This window comes from Deltaproteobacteria bacterium (assembly GCA_017302835.1).
In the GTDB taxonomy this organism is placed as follows: domain Bacteria; phylum Bdellovibrionota; class Bdellovibrionia; order Bdellovibrionales; family Bdellovibrionaceae; genus UBA2316.
This window is the reverse complement of record JAFLCC010000014.1, coordinates 1-18,484: the sequence shown is the minus strand read 5'-3', so window position 1 is coordinate 18,484 and position 18,484 is coordinate 1. Positions and strand designations below refer to the sequence as shown.

Annotated in this window: 21 protein-coding genes; 19 read left to right on the top strand and 2 right to left on the bottom strand. The window is 39.5% G+C overall.

The features are described 5' to 3' along the window. Nucleotides 1-68: 68 nt before the first annotated feature. Both J0M15_13460 and J0M15_13455 read right to left on the bottom strand, forming a co-directional pair. Nucleotides 69-1,343 (bottom strand): putative Na+/H+ antiporter, encoded by a 1,275-nt coding sequence (locus J0M15_13460; GenBank protein ID MBN8538056.1) that lies wholly within the window; start codon nucleotides 1,341-1,343, stop codon nucleotides 69-71. Between the two features lie 13 nt (nucleotides 1,344-1,356). Continuing rightward, nucleotides 1,357-2,130, bottom strand: coding sequence for a dihydrodipicolinate reductase (locus J0M15_13455; protein ID MBN8538055.1), 774 nt, complete (start codon nucleotides 2,128-2,130; stop codon nucleotides 1,357-1,359). Nucleotides 2,131-2,434: 304 nt separating this feature from the next. On the opposite strand from J0M15_13455, the gene J0M15_13450 reads away from it, so the two are divergent. From J0M15_13450 to J0M15_13360, 19 genes are all read left to right on the top strand, one after another. Further along, a complete protein-coding gene (locus tag J0M15_13450; GenBank protein MBN8538054.1) occupies nucleotides 2,435-3,760 on the top strand; it encodes a mechanosensitive ion channel in 1,326 nt (441 codons plus the stop codon). 42 nt (nucleotides 3,761-3,802) lie between these two features. Next, nucleotides 3,803-5,155 (top strand): TIGR00341 family protein, encoded by a 1,353-nt coding sequence (locus tag J0M15_13445; protein MBN8538053.1) that lies wholly within the window; start codon nucleotides 3,803-3,805, stop codon nucleotides 5,153-5,155. 541 nt (nucleotides 5,156-5,696) lie between these two features. Next, the gene (locus J0M15_13440; protein MBN8538052.1) at nucleotides 5,697-5,903 is read left to right on the top strand and encodes a hypothetical protein; all 207 of its coding nucleotides are present in this window, start codon (nucleotides 5,697-5,699) and stop codon (nucleotides 5,901-5,903) included. After that, nucleotides 5,896-6,168, top strand: a complete 273-nt coding sequence (locus J0M15_13435) for a TrbC/VirB2 family protein (protein MBN8538051.1) — start codon at nucleotides 5,896-5,898, stop codon at nucleotides 6,166-6,168. Before J0M15_13440 ends, J0M15_13435 begins: the two co-directional genes overlap by 8 nt. Next, nucleotides 6,165-6,452: a hypothetical protein gene (locus J0M15_13430; GenBank protein MBN8538050.1), complete on the top strand. Its 288-nt coding sequence runs from the start codon at nucleotides 6,165-6,167 to the stop codon at nucleotides 6,450-6,452. The genes J0M15_13435 and J0M15_13430 overlap by 4 nt, the downstream gene beginning before the upstream one ends. A 1-nt stretch (nucleotide 6,453) precedes the next feature. Beyond that, nucleotides 6,454-8,517, top strand: a complete 2,064-nt coding sequence (locus tag J0M15_13425) for a hypothetical protein (GenBank protein MBN8538049.1) — start codon at nucleotides 6,454-6,456, stop codon at nucleotides 8,515-8,517. Next, nucleotides 8,514-9,188, top strand: a complete 675-nt coding sequence (locus J0M15_13420; protein MBN8538048.1) for a hypothetical protein — start codon at nucleotides 8,514-8,516, stop codon at nucleotides 9,186-9,188. Before J0M15_13425 ends, J0M15_13420 begins: the two co-directional genes overlap by 4 nt. After that, complete coding sequence (locus J0M15_13415; GenBank protein ID MBN8538047.1) at nucleotides 9,185-10,063, top strand: hypothetical protein; 879 nt, start codon at nucleotides 9,185-9,187, stop codon at nucleotides 10,061-10,063. Before J0M15_13420 ends, J0M15_13415 begins: the two co-directional genes overlap by 4 nt. Then, on the top strand, nucleotides 10,063-10,743 hold the full coding sequence (locus J0M15_13410) for a hypothetical protein (protein ID MBN8538046.1): 681 nt from the start codon (nucleotides 10,063-10,065) through the stop codon (nucleotides 10,741-10,743). Before J0M15_13415 ends, J0M15_13410 begins: the two co-directional genes overlap by 1 nt. Next, entirely contained in the window at nucleotides 10,740-11,567 is an 828-nt protein-coding gene (locus J0M15_13405; GenBank protein ID MBN8538045.1) for a hypothetical protein, read from the top strand. The genes J0M15_13410 and J0M15_13405 overlap by 4 nt, the downstream gene beginning before the upstream one ends. Next, nucleotides 11,567-13,048 (top strand): type IV secretion system DNA-binding domain-containing protein, encoded by a 1,482-nt coding sequence (locus tag J0M15_13400; protein MBN8538044.1) that lies wholly within the window; start codon nucleotides 11,567-11,569, stop codon nucleotides 13,046-13,048. Before J0M15_13405 ends, J0M15_13400 begins: the two co-directional genes overlap by 1 nt. A 75-nt stretch (nucleotides 13,049-13,123) precedes the next feature. Further along, nucleotides 13,124-13,297, top strand: a complete 174-nt coding sequence (locus J0M15_13395) for a hypothetical protein (GenBank protein MBN8538043.1) — start codon at nucleotides 13,124-13,126, stop codon at nucleotides 13,295-13,297. After that, on the top strand, nucleotides 13,297-14,070 hold the full coding sequence (locus J0M15_13390; protein ID MBN8538042.1) for a hypothetical protein: 774 nt from the start codon (nucleotides 13,297-13,299) through the stop codon (nucleotides 14,068-14,070). The genes J0M15_13395 and J0M15_13390 overlap by 1 nt, the downstream gene beginning before the upstream one ends. A gap of 30 nt (nucleotides 14,071-14,100) precedes the next feature. Further along, nucleotides 14,101-15,075, top strand: a complete 975-nt coding sequence (locus J0M15_13385; GenBank protein MBN8538041.1) for a hypothetical protein — start codon at nucleotides 14,101-14,103, stop codon at nucleotides 15,073-15,075. Nucleotides 15,076-15,180: 105 nt separating this feature from the next. Next, nucleotides 15,181-15,489, top strand: coding sequence for a hypothetical protein (locus J0M15_13380; protein MBN8538040.1), 309 nt, complete (start codon nucleotides 15,181-15,183; stop codon nucleotides 15,487-15,489). Next, complete coding sequence (locus J0M15_13375) at nucleotides 15,489-15,806, top strand: hypothetical protein (GenBank protein ID MBN8538039.1); 318 nt, start codon at nucleotides 15,489-15,491, stop codon at nucleotides 15,804-15,806. The genes J0M15_13380 and J0M15_13375 overlap by 1 nt, the downstream gene beginning before the upstream one ends. Beyond that, nucleotides 15,803-16,645 (top strand): hypothetical protein, encoded by an 843-nt coding sequence (locus J0M15_13370; GenBank protein ID MBN8538038.1) that lies wholly within the window; start codon nucleotides 15,803-15,805, stop codon nucleotides 16,643-16,645. Before J0M15_13375 ends, J0M15_13370 begins: the two co-directional genes overlap by 4 nt. Nucleotides 16,646-16,872: 227 nt before the next feature. After that, nucleotides 16,873-17,151, top strand: coding sequence for a helix-turn-helix domain-containing protein (locus tag J0M15_13365; protein MBN8538037.1), 279 nt, complete (start codon nucleotides 16,873-16,875; stop codon nucleotides 17,149-17,151). Between the two features lie 107 nt (nucleotides 17,152-17,258). Beyond that, nucleotides 17,259-18,362 carry a site-specific integrase gene (locus tag J0M15_13360; protein ID MBN8538036.1) on the top strand — a complete coding sequence of 368 codons (1,104 nt, stop codon included), beginning with the start codon at nucleotides 17,259-17,261 and terminating at the stop codon, nucleotides 18,360-18,362. Nucleotides 18,363-18,484: the final 122 nt, after the last annotated feature.

The following is an 18,484-nucleotide window of genomic DNA, read 5'->3' as shown; positions in this document are numbered from 1 at the left end:
TGATACCTACTGCTAAATTTTTTCATCTGCGCACAGGTCCAGTCAAAGAGAGCAGTTTGGAATCTTATTTAAAGAAACCAAAAACAAAGCCCCGCAATGATTGTAGGTACTATGGCGCTGCGGAATAGCAAACCTGGACTGATCCCATCTGGCCCAAAAGCAGAATTCAAAGTGCTGTAACCCGCTGGATTTGGAGCATTGGCAATAACTGTAAGACCTCCACCAACAACACTTCCCGCAACCAGAGCATACTTTGAAGCATCAGTTAGACCGGAAACCTGGCTACCAAGATAAGTAATAGCTGCATTGTCAGTAAAAGCAGTCAATGAAATCGACCCAAGATAAAGCGGCAAAGACGTTAAGCGACTTAGTATGGGCTCGAGCCACCAGCTTTGATATCCTCCAAGTACAACAAGGCCTGCTAGGAAAAAACCAACCAACAATGATTCTTTGATTTGAAGTTCATTTTGGTACTCTTTAGTTACCGAAGCTATACCAAGGAAAAATAAAAATATTCCTGTAAACAGTACCAAATAATGAGACGACATAACAATCGCAATAAGAACAAAAATGTGCAGTACGGTGACCCAAGCTGGAATTCTTAATGTCTTAGTTTCAACTTTTTTTTCTTTTCCAATTGTAGTCAGTTCTTTCCGAAAGCGATAGGTCACAATAATTGTAGACACAAGTATCGCAAGAACAGCTTTCCAACCAAAATTTGAAAGCATAAACATTAAATCCCAGTTCCACTTAGCTGCGACCATTAAAACAGGCGGTGCTGCATACGGAGTTAAGGTTCCACCTATGGAAATATTAACGAATAAAAGTCCAATTGTTGCATATCTAAGCTTCTCAGAGATGTCCCGCTGATAAAAATTCTTAAGAAGAATCAGTGCCGTAACGGTCATAGCAGCAGGTTCTGTAATGAAACTACCTAAGATCGGTCCCACTATTAATGTGGCCGCGAAAAACCCAACATTGCTATCAATAGGAATAATTTTACCGACCAACCGAATCACTTTTTCGCTAAGAGCAAGTATGGGCCGTGAAGCGCAAACAGCCATGATTACAAAAACAAACATTGGTTCAGTAAAATTTCGTCCCTCTAGGTATCCAATTGTTTGCGGAACGCCAGAGACCATCATGAAAAAAATGATAAATAGTCCGGCCCAGATCCCAAAGACAACTTCAACTTCGCCTAGCAAGTGGAAGAGGTTCTCTCCAACAGATCCTTCGACATACTTGTGAGATAAATTTTGAAAAAATTTAACCGAAAATGTATGAAGAATGGCCAATGCAAAAAAGACCGTCGCCGTATATTGAATAATGAGTTCGTTTGTCATATGTGGGCTTTCGCTAAAATTCTAGCTCTTTAATTGTCTTCATGAATTTTTCATGAAAAAGTTGTTCCATAGAATACATTCCATTCGGTTTATTCAAAAGCCATTTCGCTGCAAAAATGGCCCCCGTACCGAATGCTTCACGACTGATGCTTTCATGAGTTAGTCGTATTGTCTGGTATGGTAGTCCAAATATAATTTCATGTTTGCCAACAATTCCACCGACTCGAATCGAATTTACATGGTCCTTTGCAGTCAGATTGAGGTGATCAGCAATTCTAAGTGCTGTACCAGAAACTTCCTTTTTTGCTCTAAAGTGTTCCTCTACAACTTCAATGTCAGCATGGGGAATAATTCCTTTTAAAACTTTTGAGGCAATAATTAGCCAGTTTATTCCGAGAGTAATGTTGGGAGAGTATAGAATTGCCGTTTTGGCAGAGGCTGACTTTATTTTTTCCATTTCTGATAGATCATACTTTGAAATTGCAGTCACGATTTTTGCCCCACTCGAGGCGATGAGCTCATATAGTCCACTAGCTGTATTTGATGAGAAATCAATTACAAAATCTACAGGATTTTTCCGTAGGAATTCTTGACTGAATTGTTTGGCTTCGACAAATGGTGCAAAACTATCATCATGACCAACAGCATGACTCGCATGCGCGAATCCAGGTACAATATTCCTACGACAAACCCATTTTAAATTTAGGCTTTTATCATTGACTAGTTCTTTAGCTACTATTGATCCGGTTTTCCCGAAGCCCAAAAGGCCAACATTGATAGCTTCCATAGGCGTAATCCTCCATCGGAAGGCGACCCTACTTTCCAAAACTACAGGAAGCTCCTGCACCCATTTAGACTAAAATGTTTATATGCGTTAAAATGATACGAAGAAATCCATAGTTCTGCAATTCGCATCGAGTTAGTTGGCAGGAAATGAGGTCACTAAACGAGCTTTTCAGCAAAATCTCATTCGAAAATTTATTTAATTCAACTTTTGGACTGACTATTGCATTAATGAAGTCATGTGGGATTGGGAGTTGAAGTTAATTTAAGATAGGTATCGATCAATCGTGTGACAGAGGTTTTGGTAAATGAAAATGAATCTGGTTTCAAGCTGGTTACTTATTACTATTCTATCGTCTTCAATTTCATTGGCAGACAATTCATCTGTGCCTGTCGTCGCTGAGCCTAAGTCAATTGCTGTCGAAGAAATCATCTCCGATAAAAAGATCCAACAGCGTTTGACCGATATACTATCCGCTGTAGGATCATACGATCAGGTTAAGGTGAAAGTGATATCTGGAGTTGCAATTTTGTCGGGTTTTGTCGACGAAGATTCACAGATCGAATGGGTTAATAATTTAGCAAATCGAATGGACGGGGTGGTAGCCGTTCAAAATCAAATCAAGAGTCACCCCAATCAGATCTTAGATCTTGCCCCAGCGCGGGAGGAGATTGATATTTTTAACGTAGCGCTTGTGCGCCACCTCCCAACAATTTTAACAGCCATTTTTGTACTTACCATTTCATTTTTCCTGTTTTTTCTGGCTTCCTATGGGTTTCGTCGAGTCTTCGTAAAAAAAATTCCAAGTCCACTCTTGTTGAACGCCACATCCAAAATTCTGTCTGTACCAATATTTTTATTAGGTCTGTATTTAGCATTAAGAATTTCAGGTCTGGCGGGTTTAGCTTTCACCGTTTTGGGTGGGACAGGCATTTTGGGTCTAATACTTGGTTTGGGTTTGAAAAATAGTTTTGAAGATTACGCCGCTAGTATTCTTCTAAGTATTAAAAAACCATTTCGTCCTAGCGATTGGGTAAAGATTGGAGAATATGAAGGAATTGTTCAAAAGGTGACTTCACGTTCAACTTTGATTATTGATTTCGCTGGCAACCATATTTTAATGCCCAATAGTATAGTTTATAAAAGCAACGTTACGAACATGACGGCAAATCCGAAAATGCGTTGCGATTTTGTCTTTGGCCTTGATTACAATGATTCAATAGAGGAAGCACAAGCGCTCGTCTTAGATCTTTTAGGAAAAAGCAATATTGTTCTAAAAGATCCTGAACCGTGGGCTTTAGTGGATGCTCTCGCTGGGTCCGCAGTAAATGTGCGAGTTTATTTTTGGCTCAATGCCCGAGAAGTCAGTATATTTAAAGTATCAAGCCACATCTTATTAGAAGTGAAGAATCTTCTTCTTTCAAATGGGTTTCGCTTTCCAGATCCTGACCGAGAGATTGTATTTACAAACGGCTTGTCCATCGGACGCAACGTGAAATCTAAGACCGAGAAAACTAATAAATCTGTAACAAACAGATCTCCGCTTTTAGAAGAAGTCCGTGCAGAGGCTGCAGAGCTGAATCGTCAATCAAGAGAATCAGATTTGCCAGATCAAGGCGAAAACGTAATTTAAAATTAATGACTTCTCGCAACGTGATTGCTATATTTTCAGTCTATGCAGGAAAATAAAAATATCCACGACAGCAACGGTACAGGCGCAGTTCAATTATTAAAGCGTCTTTTCAATCTAAAAACAGACACCGATAAAGTTGGAACAATCGAATTGATTAACTCTAATGTAGAGTTTCAAAGTGCAAATGCTTGGACACTCGTGTTTGCAATTTTAATTGCTTCAGTCGGTTTAAACTTGAATTCAGCGGCAGTCATTATTGGAGCCATGTTGATTTCACCACTTATGGGTCCAATTGTCGGTGTTGGATTTGCGTTAGGCGTTTATGATTTCGCCTTATTAAAAAAATCGACGAAGAATTTAGCTGCAGCCGTTTTTATCAGTATCGTAGCTTCTACGATTTACTTTATTTTGTCGCCCCTGTCTGAAGTGCAGTCTGAATTACTTGCGCGCACTCGACCAAGTTTCTTTGATGTTCTCATCGCATTTTTCGGCGGCGCTGCTGGAATTGTTGCCATATCACGTAAAGAGAAAAGTAATGCTATTCCTGGTGTTGCCATAGCAACAGCCTTAATGCCGCCACTTTGCACTGCGGGGTTTGGATTAGCGACGCAAAACTTTAGCTATTTCTTTGGTGCTTTGTATTTATTTGTTATCAATAGTGTGTTCATAAGCATTTCGACATTTATATTTGTTCGCTATCTCGGGTTTTACAAGTCAACCGATGTGGAGTCAGCACATCGTAAAAAAATTAATCGCTGGATCACTTACGTCGGAATAGTCGTGTTAATTCCTAGCTTTTTTATGGCATGGTATTTACAGCGTGAAAGTTTCTTCAAATCTCAGGCTAATAAATACATTGCACAAGAGTTGCGTTCTGAGAGATCTTTGGTCCTTGAGAGCGAGATTGTTTACAACTTCAAAAATCCTAAAATCAAAGTGGCGCTTCTTGGTGAACCACTCGACGATGATGAACTAATAATTTTGAAGGATAAAGCAAAATTCTATTCGCTTTCACCTGAATCAATTGAAATTCGCCAGTCTACGTTTTCTGAAAGTCTGGAAAAGAAAATGGGACAAAAGCTATCGACGACTGAACGAGCATCAACTGAACTTCAAATCAAGTTAAAACAAAACGAAGCTGAGCTAAATAGTTTTAAGAATCTGGCCACGTTGTCGAAAAAAGTGAGCGAAGAGATGAACGTCGTTTTTCCGAGAATAGTCGGTGTGTTTGTTAGTAAAAAGAATGTAGAAAAAAGTGATAAAACAATTGAAGTTAGTGTTTTGGTTCACTGGGGGTCAACTCCAGGTAAGTCGGATTTAGCTAAGGCATCCGAATTCTTGTCTAAACGGTTAAGTGTTGATAAGGCTTATATCTTGCATTTAAAAGGTATTTGATTCCATTAAGGTATTTAGTGTGAACGAAAACCTTATATCGAGAATCTCAAAAAAAGTCTCGCATCGTAGACTGTGCAAGGGTTTCACAGTCTACGATTCGAGACTTGTTCTTTAAATAATTCAAATTTTCAAATACTTAAAACTCATCATCGAGTTGGCACAGCCACGCCCATAAAATTGCAATCTAAAAGACTGAACGGAGCGCGCTGAATGGATCAGCGCCCGAAAGGAGATCGTATGCACTTCAGTCATTGTCCCCGATGTGGTTGTCCCACGCTCGAACATCTTTCAACGCATTCGCATTGTTGGGAATGTACTTATTCGCCAGATTCAGATCGTAGTTTTAAGTCATGGCATCGTTTGGAATTTCCTTATCAGTATCCAAAAAATCGATGTTCAACGCGCTTAGGTCAGACATCAAATCAGTCTGATCTAAACGTATGAAAATCGATTGCTACAACTTTTACCTTTGGTCCATAGGCAAACTTTCACTGAAACAAGATTCAGAATTTACAGAGCTACTAATAGTTCAGGAGGAAACATGAATATAGGTTTTTACGACATCCTCGTCGCTAAAGAGTACGAGACTAAACAAAACGGAACACCAGAAAAGAAAACGGCATGGAATCGTGTAGGGCGTGCGTGGGCATCCAAATCAGGAGGCTCACTTAGTTTTGAACTCTATATGTTGCCAAGTCAGCGTTACGTCATCCAACTTCAAAACAATGAGGAGAAAACACATGAGTAAAAAACATTTTGCACTAATTATATTTATAATGATTGCAGCTCCTTTTGCACATGCATCAGTTGAGTCATCATTGATGGGACTAAAAAATGTTCTTCTTGGTTCTATTTTACCAATCTTTGCAGTGCTAGGGCTTGGATTTGCGGCATTCAGTTTTTTCACAGGAAATATAAACGCCAAGCAACACTTGGTCTATGCGGTTACGGGTGCGACAATTCTTTTTGGTGCACAAAGTATTGTTGATTTAATTCAGCGGGTGGTTCGATGAAGAACTGTCCCACAAGTAATATGAACAGGTCACAACTTTGGGGATTTGAAGTCAGTCACATTGTGACGGCTTTTTCTGTTCTTGCTGGCTCCAATGTCATTCTTAATATTATGAAAGCCCCTTTGTTTTTATCTTGGGGGCTTGGGCTTGGAACTTTAGCAATACTTCGATTCATTTCACATGGTCAAAAAAATGGCCATCTTGAATTGCTAATGAGATTTGTTATCGAACCGCATATTTACTTGGGGCACGCGGGCAGAAGTTTAAAAAAACAGGAAAAATAAAATGAGAAAATACTCGTTAACTAAAGCAATCATTCAGGCGAAATGGGTTTCCGATGGAATCGTTGAATCTAGCGATGGCTCTATTTTTAAATCTTTTGAAATGGAGCCTCTTTCTCTTGGGCTATTTGAAGAAAATTTAGAAGGAACTAGCTCGGATTCATTTTTTCAAAAATTGTCCGAGCTGTTATCAAGACTTCCAAATTCATTTGATGTTCAGATTGTTTTGTTTCGCACTCGAGAGGAGCATGAAATTACAGGACTCAAGACGACTGTACTTGTTTTTGAAAAAGTTAAGAAGGAAGAAAGTTATTCGCATTTTCAAGCAGTCCTTAATGAATTGAAACTGAGTTCACGATTACTTTCCGAAGACACGTGGAAGTCATATCTTTCAACAATTTTCGGTAAGAAAATTGAAAAAAGTAATTTACCAGATGTTGTCTGGGAGAAAGATTGTATCCGTGCAGATAAATGCACTGTTAGAGTACTTTCATTGACTGAACTTCCGCAGGTAACATGGAAAGGTTGTCTGCAACCAGTGTTTGAATGTTTATCGCCTTTTACTTTGTCGATCAAAATTCAGATCCCAGATAGAAAGAAGATTAAACGACAACTAGAAGCCAAACGTCGAGTAAGTCATGCGCTTTCTGTAACGAGTTCGCTTGAAGTCAAAAATATTGAGTCAAATTCTGTTCTAAGTTCTTCCGAAGAAACCCTAGAGCGAATTCTAGTTTCAAAGGAAACGCTTTTTGAAATTTCAATCGGCTTAACTGTTTCAGGAACTGAACAAGAGACTCAAGATCTAGCGAATGATTTTGAACGATTGGTTTCCGGCATTGGAAATGCCGGACTGTATCCAGAAGGACTTGGTACGCTTCCGGTGATAGCTAGCCACTTACCTGGCGGCAAAACACTTGGGATTAGAAAGTTACCAATTCTTTCTGAAAATTTAGCTCATGTTTTGCCACTGCTACATGATTTTTCCCGTTCTAATGATAGTTCTTCTCTGGCGCTGCGGTCACGGAGTAATGAGGTTTCGCATTTAAATTTATTTTCGAAAGAAAATTTGAATTTCAACTCTTTTATCTGTGGGGCATCGGGGTCAGGAAAAAGCTTTTTGATGAATGCAATTCTGTCTTCAGTACTTAAAGACGAGCCGCTAACAAGGCTTTGTATTTTTGATATTGGTGGATCATATCGACGAATCATTGAAGCCAACGGTGGAGTTAGCCAATTATTGACGGTGGAAGAAGCGCACGGACTGCTCGCAAGTTTTTTGCGGTTACGCCCAGTAAATGGAACAGGTTTTTATAGAACTTTCATCGAAACTCTATGCGGGTCGGGAAGTCATATCACCCATTCACATCGAGTGGCCATCGACGACTTGCTTCGACATTTAGAAGGCACAAACCTGAAAATCTCCGAGCTAGTGAGGCTTGGTAGTGAAAAGCCCGAGCGATTTTATCAAGATATTGCTCACTGGTTAAAACCGCATCTAGCACTTGATGATGTTCCCATCCGTGAAGATTTGCAAAGCATGATCGGCGCTCAGGTAAACGCATTTGATTTCAAGGAGCTGGATGCCGATCCCGTTTTGCAGCGAACAACAATTCTTTTATTGTCGGAACTCCTGTGGGGTGATCTTCTTAAGGGAACCTATTCTCGAACACTCATAGTATTTGATGAAGTGTGGAGATTCTTCGCGCAAAGCAAAAGTTTCTTAGAAGAAATGTACCGAACGCTTCGAAAATATAGAGCTGGTATTGTTTCCATTACTCAGAACTTGGCTGACTATGGTGACGAAGCCTTTGCGAAAATGATTTTCACAAATAGTTTCACGAAAATATTTCTCCAGAATGGAGCTGCCGCTGAATTCTTGAAGCAAACATTTGATTTACCGGACTCTGATATTTCTAGAGCCTTATCTGTGACATCTAAAAAACCAGTGTATTCAGAGTTCTTCGCACTCAGTCCAACCATGAGTCAGATATTTCGTCTATATCCGACACCTGAGTTTTACAAACTGGCCAATACCGAAAATATCTCCATACGAAAGGAAGAAAATTGAAAAAGTTAATTTTAATCGCCGTATTTTGGATTGCGCCATTTTCTGCAAAGGCAGATTTTTTTGGCGGAGATTTGCCTTTGCTGGTACAGATCGTTGCTAACACCTTACATACCATGTATGAGCTTCAGCGCCAAAGTCAGATTATGAACGATGAAATGAGGGGAATCAAAGACCGTATAAATAGAATAAAGACAATTGCAGAAGTTGTTCAACCATCGGAATGGGAAAAATGGAAAGATCCACGAGAGGCATTGAATCGGCTGAGGATTGTTTACCATACCATTCCCAAAGAATACCGATCTGAAAAATATGATCAAATTGAGCATGAACTTTCTCGCGCAATGAATCTTGTGGCGCGCGTGGGTCCAGAAACGGCCACGACATTTAAGTCCGGCAAAGAAATGGAACGAAGGGGAGCTGACGCTTCTCCTGGGGTAGCGCAAAAGCTTACCGCATCAGGAGTCGGAACCTTGATTGCCTTAGAATCGCAGTCTCAGGTCATTCAAAGCCACATCACCAGTTTACTGGCTCAGATGTTAGCGGAAGGAAATGAACGGGAAACAAGGTCTGTAGCTACTCGTGGTGGCTCGTTCAAATCTTTTTCAACTAATTTAAGTCAGAAAAATTCTCAATTTTCAGAATTGGTTCTTAGAGTTAGGAAAAATTTATGAGTTATTCAATACCAGCTATCGAAGAATATGAAAAACTATTGCCAGTGGCACGGCAAATATATGAACACACAAGTCACTTGAGCTGGCAAATGCTGTTACCACTTTTTCTAGTTTCAGTAGCGCTAGGATACACTTCTGATTTAGGAATTAGTGGTGCAGTGATAGTTCGTCTGAAGCGTTTAATTATCGTTGCGCTTTTGTTAGTTTCATTTCCGACAATTGCAGAATTTAGCCAGATTCTTGGTGTTGAGGTCGCGCGATCCATAGACGACATGACCGGAATTGATATGGTATTAGATGCGGCATCTAAGCGGGCAGAAGCCTACTCTTTTGATCTTGAGGGGCTTTTAAATCTTGGAAGTGATCTTCTAATCGGCTTTTTGGTAATTATAAGTTTTGTGATTTTGATTGTTGCTAGATTTTTTCTTTTGGCATTTCAACACTTTTATTGGTTTTTACTAGTAGCGCTCGGTCCTTTTTTAATTTTGGGAACTCTATTTGAGTCCTCCAGTGGAATCACAAAAGGACTTTTTAAATCTATGTTTCAGGTAGCGTGCTGGCCTGTAATTTGGTCGGTTCTTTCAGCGTTTTTAAAAGCTCTGCCGTTTGCTTCTGCATATTCTGTGGAAGGAAATTTGATCACAATAGTAACTTTGAACCTCATTATTGCAATTGCACTTTTGTTTTCACCTTTTATCGTTTCACAATTGGCAGATGGAGTGAACTTAAGCGTCGGAGATACGTTACGAAAAGGAGTATTAAAAACTGTGATGATGGCTACGCCGAAAACAGCAGCTGCATCGTTTGGAATGAAGGCCGCCAATACGGCTAGGTATGCAAATCATGTCCGAAACTCAGTCAAAGGAGGAAAGTAATGTTTATATATTTATTTCTAATATCACAAGCATTTGCGAATTCAACAATTGGTCCAACTGCATTTCCAGTTTTCCTAAAAGAAGGCTTTAGTTCTATTCTCGAATTTGAAGAGATTCCAACACAGGTTGTATTGGGAGATCAAAATTTATTTTTAGTTGAAAAACTAAATCGCTCGATTGTGATTAAACCACTGAGCCCATATGCTACGACAAACATGTTTGTTTACTTCAAGTCAAAAGAAACCAAACTATTTCTTTTGACGGCTTCAGAAGAGTCCGAACCTACATATTATAAAAAGTTTGATACAGAACTTCAGAAGGTTTCTGAAGTTGTAAAAGTTACTGCTCAAATCAAGTACTCGCGGGGACTTCATTTAAAGGCATCAGACTATGACTCTAAAAAAGATTACTTAACGATTGATTTTGTAATTGCCGCAGATTCAACAGGGAAGATTTCTCCAAGCTGGGATCTAATTCGTATCAAACATAAAGATAGAATCATTAATCCGGTGAAAGTTTGGTCCGAAAGGCGCGAAGCTCAAAGGGATTCATTTGTTAAAGCTAGATTGATTTTTACTAAACCCAATATCCCAGCTGATTTTAAAGACGTAAGTATTATTGTTCCTATAAAGGGTATCTCAAAACCGTATACAGCTGAACTGAAAGGGAGCCGTCGATGAAATCAAATCAGTCATTTCAAAAGCAGAAAGAACGACTTCTTAAGCGATGGTTAGAAGAAGACTATCCTGGTGGCACACCTAGGTTCCAACTTTCACTTTTAGCAAAAGATGTTGCTGTCTTCTTTTTAATTCCCGTCAGCGCCATTATATTTTTTAAGATGGTGGAGTCCTCAATGAATGAACCATCAAAACCAACTGATAGGCGTAAAGCCGATTCAAAAATTGATCGACCAGAAAAGCATTCCCAAATCATAAGTTTTCATGCTCAAAATGTAAGTGGTGGTAGTGGTAAGGGTGGCTATGCTTTTTCAAAACGCTCACCAGGAACAATCGTTCGAGTTCGCTTAATGAATGTTGTTGAAACTTTCTCAAATGCTCCTGTTCACGTTCAAGTAATGGATGCTGGCCTGGGTTCTGAATTTATGGGTGCGACAATAATTGGAGATGCTAGTCCCGAAAGTGGAACCGGACGAATCACAATGAATTTTAAATTTGTTAGACACCCAAGAAGAATTGATTTGGCAGTTCCAATTTCTGCAAGGGCTTTGAGTTTAGATGGCACCTATGGAATCAATGGTGCAAAGAAAGAAGGAATATTTGCGAGGGCCGCAATTCGCTCAGCTGCAAATAATCCAAATACAGTGGACGCCAGTGCTGATAACGGTGATTTCAAAACTCTAGTTGCTCGTGCTGTCGCGGCGGGGCTTATGCAAGAGTTTCAATCCGATGCAAGTATGGCGCACAATCGGGCTCAGGTTTTGACTCTTAAACCAATGACTGAGTTTTTCGTTGAATTAACTGATTATTTTCCAGGACAAAGATAATGAACGATCAAAATTATTCTACTCTTGCGCTTATTCCGGTTTGCCTTATTAGTCTCTGGCTTTACGAAGGCTTTCAGAATCTTACTGGGATTGATCGTGCTCTGGTTATTTTAATAAGCACAGGGCTGTTGATTTTCGGAATTCTTCTAGCGCTTCAATTTCTTTCACCTTGGGGTAAGACAAATAGAAAGCGACTGGAGCAAATTAAGGAAATTCCAGAAAGTCTGTTGCTCCCATCAGAAAATTCAATCGTAATGGGCCGAGATTGCGAAATGGATGAAAGTATTTATCTTCCTGATAAAATAAGAACCAGACACATTCATATTTTAGGTGCAACGGGATCAGGAAAAACTGAAAGTGTTATTCTGAACTTTCTAAGACAAGATGTTCAGCGCGGCTTAGGTAGCATTATTATGGACGCTAAAGGTGATACTTCATTTTTGAACGAACTCTACAATTGGGTTCCAGTAGATAGACTTCGTGTTTTTGATCTGACAGATGAAAATTCTACTGGATATGATCCACTTCAGTCGGGATCTCCGCTAGAGGCAGCCCAACGTCTTTTTTCTTCACTCACATGGAGTGAAGAATACTATAAATCAAAAGCTTTATCGTCACTTCAAAGAGTCTTTCAACGATATTATGAACTTAATGGTAAAAATCCAAATCTTATAGATATTTCAGAAATTCTTGAAACTCCAAATTCATTTTCACATTACGTCAATAGTGGGGATTTTCCACAGGCTTTAGCTGTTAAGGATTTTCAGGATTTGTCGGGACTACGCGATCAAGTTAAATCACTTACACTTGGCCATTTAAAAAAGATTCTTTCTCCAATCGGTGAATCAAAGATAAATCTATCAGATTCTGAATCGGGATCGGTAATTTATTATAGATTACAAAGTCTCATGTCACCCCAAATCGTCGGGATTGTCGGAAAACTTCTTATTAACCATTTAAATTTTTTGGCCGGAACAGCGCATAGGGAACGAGGACAGGCAAAACCAAGAAAACTCGTTCCAGTCTATCTTGACGAGTTTGCGACTTTTGCCTGTCCTGAATTTGCAGATCTGATTTCAAAAGCAAGATCCGCAGGATTTGCTCTTCATTTTTCTCATCAAAGTATTGGTGATGTAATGGAAGTATCAAAAGGATTCTTAAATCGCATCACGGACAATGCGGCGACAAAAATAGTTTTGCGAATAAATGATCCTGATTCAGCCGAGTTTTTATCTCGGTGTTTTGGAACGAAGGATATTCAGAAAACTACACAACGAATCACTAATGCAAAGGACATTGATTCCGCAGAGGTGATCGGGGAGGGGACCACAAGAGATGCTCATCAATTTCGAGCGTCACCGGACTTGTTGAAGACGTTACCGACCGGGGTGGGGGCTGTTTTGATAGCACATGGGATTGAGACTCCGCATGGGGCTTCAAGTGTGTTTAAGATCCGGTTTCCGGAACTACGCAATAGCTAATAACGCTGTGTTTTCAGGTGCTTAGATCGACGATATTGGCTATGGTACAACTAAGTAAAAGCAAGGGAGTCATTTATGAACAAAACTAAACAAGGTCCTAAAAAGGGAGCCGCCAAGAAATGGTCTGAAAGACTTAAAAAAATTGGTGAAAAGACACCTCCAGAGGACCTTATGAAAATTCTCAATGAAACTGAAAAGCCAGCTAAATCTGCGACTCCGCAGAAGCCTCCATCGGATTTGGAAATTTAATGCAGATCATAAGGGGGATAGATCAGCTTAAAAAATTTTTGAGTCAAACGGATTGCAGTATTGGATGTCTAGCTGACACAGGATTCCTTTATGGGGCCTCATATACCGATGATCGCGTGTATCAGCAAGCTCTAGATGTCTTTCTAATTCTTGAGGAAAAAAATATTCCAATTCATACAAATGTTATCGGTAGGATGGAATTTATAGACCTAGTATTTAGAAAGCAACTTACCCTTGGCGCAATTAAAACCTTCAATTCTATGAACCCAAAGTCATCACATAAATCACTCTATGATCTTCTTAAAAAAATTAGAGACGATGATACCGCAATAAAAAAACTAGGACAGTCTTTCAAAATTGGTGAAAACCAACTTAAAAAACTTAAGGAAAAGATCGAGGAGTCCGCTGGTCAGTTAGGATGGCGTCAATTCTGCTCGACCTACGCAGGAGAAATGCTGATAAATGAATGGGAAATTCTTGAAGAGGACTTAGGACTTCATTTCATTGAGGTATTGGAAGGACAAACATCAGCTTTACTTCCGAAGTCATTGTATTGGAAAGATATGGTCAAAACAATGGGTCAGCTTGGGGTTCGTGGCCCCGATGCAATGATCATTAATCTCTTTCAATCCTGTGCGCTACCTTTGCTGATTACTGCGGACAAAGATTTTGAATTTTCAAATTCTACTGATGAGTTTTTTAATGACAAGGCCATTTTGATTCTAGAACAGACTAAAAGCAACGTTCAACTGGTGGGCGATCAGAAACTATAAGATAATTTAATAGAAAATTGGGGTAATTTAATGAGTGTTGAGCTAATTATAAGAGAAACGGAAGATACTTTATCTAGGATTAAGACTCGCCTTTATTTCCTTACTGAAGTTGAAACGCAGTTCGCTGAGGTTACAAAAGGTAAAACCTTTCAAGTTAAAAACGATATTGTCTTTCGAATGCTTCATGATACATGGGATATGCTAGTAGTAGATTTTGCATCCTTAGCTAAAGGAATGCTGGGGAGTGGAGGTTTCTTTAATAAATTAAAAGCCAACACACATCAAATAAAACCGCTGAAAGCGGCAAATGTTTCTCCCGTGAAAGGAAGCACCATCTGTATAGGATTTGTTCCGACAGCTGAAGAAATTGAGAGGACAGAATTAGAAATCCAAGAAAATTTTATCGAAAATGCACTCAAATCACATGAAGAAACTATGTTTGATTTGTTTCCTGAGGCAAGAAACAGAAGCCCAATAAAAATTACTCCTGATGATATCGACAAGTTAAAACTTAAATTTGAGAGTTTAATTACTGACGTTGTAGACGACAGAAATATGCACCGTGCCCACAAGTATGAACGAGTTAAGGGTAAAGACCAAATTGATAAACTGAATTTTTCTACATTAAGCGACCGCTTTCAAAAAATTGAAGAATTGCTAACTAAGATACGTTACTTAGTATGCAACAGTAGTTTCGCCCACATGGAAATGAACTTTGCCTCAAAGGAAGAAACAGCAAGAGATCTAGTTTTAATGGTAGTTTGGGGCGCAAACAAATTGGTTGATATTGAATCTGGAATTAATGATAAGCTCAATGAGGGCGTCACAGATCCTGTTTCAAACACTTATGGATACATGCTTAGAGATAAACTTGTTGAAGAATCTCATCGATATCACGATAGAGTTTTGAATGGTGACCTAGACCATGAAGGATTTTCCCAAAATGAAAAAGAAAAGTTTCATTTTAACAACGTTAATATGCAATCGATCCGTAAATTAATTTAGAAAATTTAGATTAATCAACTTAACCCATCCCACTTTTCCACTCCTTTACTGATTTAAAAACAGGAGGACTGCGAAATGAAACGCATATTTTTATTGAGCCTTGTAATGGCTCTTTCAATATCTTGCACGACACTCGATCAATCTTTTAGGCTTGGAGCTGTCACTGGTGCATTGACTGGTGCTGCTGCAACTTACGCTGGTCATGGCGCTGGTGGTAGAAATCCATCTGCTGAAGAGGTCGGACTTGGTGCAAGTATCGGTCTCGGGCTTGGACTCATCACCTCATACTTTATTCACCAACAGGTTGTCGAGGATCGCGACGAAATGTCTCGGCAAACTGAAATTTACTTTGGGGATCTTCCGCCAAGTCCATTTGTAATTCCACAACCAAAAATCAAGAAAGGTGGTCGCTAGTGAAAAAGAAACTTCAAATTGTTATGAGTGATGAATCATGGACTGCATTGGAAAATCTCACGAAAGAGGCCAATGAAGGATTTGTAAATGGCTCGATTACTTTTTCAGATGTGGTGAATGAAATTCTAATCACCACTAAACTTGATATTCGGGGACTACAGGCAAAACATACAAACATAAGAAAATCTTTAAGATTGTTGTCATCACAAAAGGAAATTGATATCGATTCTGCAATTCGGGCGCTGATGGATATTAAATCCAAAGTCGGAAAGAAATCTTCTCGTGGCCAACTTTCGATGGAAAATATCGAACAATGACGGTTACAAAACAAAAGCAAACTAAACGAGGGAAAGAGATTCTATGGTTAATCAAGGAGAGCGGTCCTTTGACGATTGATCTGCTTTTTAGAATGCTAACACCCCCAATGGCGAAGCAAAATATACGCAAAGCTCTTCAAGTTTTGAGAAATAAAAATCTAATTGAAGTGGTTCAATCAACAACTCAAATTACTTTTTACATGATAGCTCAGGGGCCAGCGAGCCGAATGAAGTCGGCTGAAATTTTAAAATGTCACACTGACGAGATCAAGCAGCCATTGCTGCGAAAGCAGGATTGGTTTCATAATCAATGGTGTGAATACTGGATTTTAAATATGAAACGACATTTTCCAGATTCTAAAATCGTGCGCGAGGGCGATATTAACTGTGATCAGATAGCTATGAATGTTCTCGGACTTAAGAATCAGGATTTTGATTTGAAACCTGATTTCTTGCTAATGATTCCAAGAACAGAAACAACTGAAGTCGTACATCTTGCATTTGAAATTGAAAGAACCAGAAAATCGGAACAGAGACTTATTAGAAAATTTAAAAAATATATGGGCGAAACAAGTATTGATGGGCTGATTTATATTTGCGATAGCGGACGACTTTCAGAAACAATTAGACTGCTTTACCAAACCAAACTTTTGGATCGTTGGCAGCGCCAAAAAAGATTTGGTGAAAATTTTTTCGTCTTTTCTGATTCGCTTGATGGTGGTGGTCCAATGCTTTCACGACTTTTTAATGCATGTGGAAAACCCACTACATTTGAAAAATGGTGTGGATATCTTACATCAACGAGTTGGACAAAACGGCGAGATGAAGAACTCATTTAACTGGTAGCCCTCCCAGATTTTTCTGCTCAAACATTTTGCCACCACTTTTTTAATTTTCTTTAAGCAAAATAAGCAATTAACACCTAACCCGCCCGCCGCTGGTCATCCCTCTGCGCTTCCTGACCACTCACACCCTACATCTAAAGATGTTTAACGGTTGTAAGTGGTCAGGAAGACGGTCCAACGGCGGCGGGCGGGTTAGGTGTTAGTAGAGAAGAGATAATAATATGACACAGGTAAGTAGAGAAGAAGAAGGGAATGGAAACGTGGAAAAAAACGAGGTAAATTCAGATGCAAGAAGTAATTTGTTCTTTGAAAATTTGGAGTGGTTATCTACAGCGGAAGCAGCAATATACTTAAGAAAATTTAGTCCAAGAGGGCACCCATCGGTGAATGCAGTTCACAAGTTGGTATCCCAAGGAAAAATTAAAAGACGAAAATTTTCAGGTAAGTTGTTTTTCAAAAGAAAAGAGCTTGCTTACCTTATTGAATGCTCTCAGGCATAAAGGAGGTAACAATGTCTATTTTATCTTATGAAGAAAATGGTCAGACATATTGGAAATATTATTTAAATCGTCGTAGCAAAAAGAATCCACGCATTCGTCTTCAGAGAATGCAGCGAGGTTTTAAATCCAGAAAAGAAGCTGAAAAAGAAGAGCGATTTCAACTTGTGCAAATCACATCTGAAATCGCACGGCTTGAATCTCAAGGATGTTCGTGGGAAAGCATTATCGACCGATGGTCACAGTTCAATGAGCTTTATCCATCGTCTCGAATTATGAAAACTACGGTTTGGGAATACGCAAATCTGGCTCGCAAGTGGACGCAATCGTGGCTCAAGCGGCCAGCATCAGAGATTACTCGTGGAGAGGGTCGCTTGCTATTGAATCAAGTTGCGGATCTTGGGAATACGTCGGCCTATCAGAAAAAGCTAAAAAGCGTTATCAACCTAATTTATCTTTGGGGTATTGATGAGCGACTGATTGTCGGTCCTCATCATAGTCCAGTGTTTGGGGTTGATACGACGAAGAAAGAGCAAGAGAAGCTGCCAGAGATTTTAACTCACGAGCAGATTAAAACTCTTCTTCGTGAAGCGAAAGATAGGCAGCACCCTTGGTATCCGATATGGGCGGTCTCGGTCTTAACAGGCTGTCGCAACGGTGAAGTGTTCGGCCTACGGCATGAGGATGTGGAGTTGGTTTCTTTAGAAGAAGCCAGTCGACAAAAAACTCTGCCGCCGCATGAAAGAAATTTTGGTCTGATTCGTCTGACAAGATCCTGGAACAAGCGTCTAAAAAAGTATGGCCCGTTGAAGGCTAGATACTGGCGAAATGTTCCTGTGTCGAGTGAGCTTTACATGATATTGATGGAGTTGAAGCAACAAAACTTTGGCTCTGACGAACATGGACAGTTTTTTCTTCCTCGCTTTTCAACTTGGAAGGAAGGCTATCAGGCAAAAGTTCTTCGGGCGTTTTGCCGTGAAATCGGCATCCCAACGGTTCGCTTTCATACGTTAAGAGCTTGTTTTGCGACGCATCTGATATCGCGCGGAGTTCCTTCAACAACAGTAATGAAAATCTGTGGATGGAGGGATTTAAAAACGGCTGAACGATATATTCGATTAGCTGGCGTGGATGAAAGAGGCGCAACGGAAGGGCTTGATTTCATACCGAATGATCAGGGGATCATGGAGAAGGTCGTAAATCTTTATGTGTAGAAGTTGGGATTTAATCTGACAGTTGCCCTTTTGTTCATCAATTTATTTTTAACTTTTTTAAAAAAATCTGTACTGTCAGTTCAAGTTTTGATTGATGGTTTTTTCTCTTGCTATTCTTAATC

What these genes read in the sequence shown, in the direction of transcription:
- J0M15_13460 (MBN8538056.1), bottom strand. Translation starts at nt 1,343, where the DNA reads ATGACAAACGAACTCATTATTCAATATACGGCGACGGTCTTTTTTGCA.
- J0M15_13455 (MBN8538055.1), bottom strand. Translation starts at nt 2,130, where the DNA reads ATGGAAGCTATCAATGTTGGCCTTTTGGGCTTCGGGAAAACCGGATCA.
- J0M15_13450 (MBN8538054.1), top strand. Translation starts at nt 2,435, where the DNA reads ATGAAAATGAATCTGGTTTCAAGCTGGTTACTTATTACTATTCTATCG.
- J0M15_13445 (MBN8538053.1), top strand. Translation starts at nt 3,803, where the DNA reads ATGCAGGAAAATAAAAATATCCACGACAGCAACGGTACAGGCGCAGTT.
- J0M15_13440 (MBN8538052.1), top strand. Translation starts at nt 5,697, where the DNA reads ATGAATATAGGTTTTTACGACATCCTCGTCGCTAAAGAGTACGAGACT.
- J0M15_13435 (MBN8538051.1), top strand. Translation starts at nt 5,896, where the DNA reads ATGAGTAAAAAACATTTTGCACTAATTATATTTATAATGATTGCAGCT.
- J0M15_13430 (MBN8538050.1), top strand. Translation starts at nt 6,165, where the DNA reads ATGAAGAACTGTCCCACAAGTAATATGAACAGGTCACAACTTTGGGGA.
- J0M15_13425 (MBN8538049.1), top strand. Translation starts at nt 6,454, where the DNA reads ATGAGAAAATACTCGTTAACTAAAGCAATCATTCAGGCGAAATGGGTT.
- J0M15_13415 (MBN8538047.1), top strand. Translation starts at nt 9,185, where the DNA reads ATGAGTTATTCAATACCAGCTATCGAAGAATATGAAAAACTATTGCCA.
- J0M15_13410 (MBN8538046.1), top strand. Translation starts at nt 10,063, where the DNA reads ATGTTTATATATTTATTTCTAATATCACAAGCATTTGCGAATTCAACA.
- J0M15_13405 (MBN8538045.1), top strand. Translation starts at nt 10,740, where the DNA reads ATGAAATCAAATCAGTCATTTCAAAAGCAGAAAGAACGACTTCTTAAG.
- J0M15_13400 (MBN8538044.1), top strand. Translation starts at nt 11,567, where the DNA reads ATGAACGATCAAAATTATTCTACTCTTGCGCTTATTCCGGTTTGCCTT.
- J0M15_13395 (MBN8538043.1), top strand. Translation starts at nt 13,124, where the DNA reads ATGAACAAAACTAAACAAGGTCCTAAAAAGGGAGCCGCCAAGAAATGG.
- J0M15_13390 (MBN8538042.1), top strand. Translation starts at nt 13,297, where the DNA reads ATGCAGATCATAAGGGGGATAGATCAGCTTAAAAAATTTTTGAGTCAA.
- J0M15_13385 (MBN8538041.1), top strand. Translation starts at nt 14,101, where the DNA reads ATGAGTGTTGAGCTAATTATAAGAGAAACGGAAGATACTTTATCTAGG.
- J0M15_13380 (MBN8538040.1), top strand. Translation starts at nt 15,181, where the DNA reads ATGGCTCTTTCAATATCTTGCACGACACTCGATCAATCTTTTAGGCTT.
- J0M15_13370 (MBN8538038.1), top strand. Translation starts at nt 15,803, where the DNA reads ATGACGGTTACAAAACAAAAGCAAACTAAACGAGGGAAAGAGATTCTA.
- J0M15_13365 (MBN8538037.1), top strand. Translation starts at nt 16,873, where the DNA reads ATGACACAGGTAAGTAGAGAAGAAGAAGGGAATGGAAACGTGGAAAAA.
- J0M15_13360 (MBN8538036.1), top strand. Translation starts at nt 17,259, where the DNA reads ATGCAGCGAGGTTTTAAATCCAGAAAAGAAGCTGAAAAAGAAGAGCGA.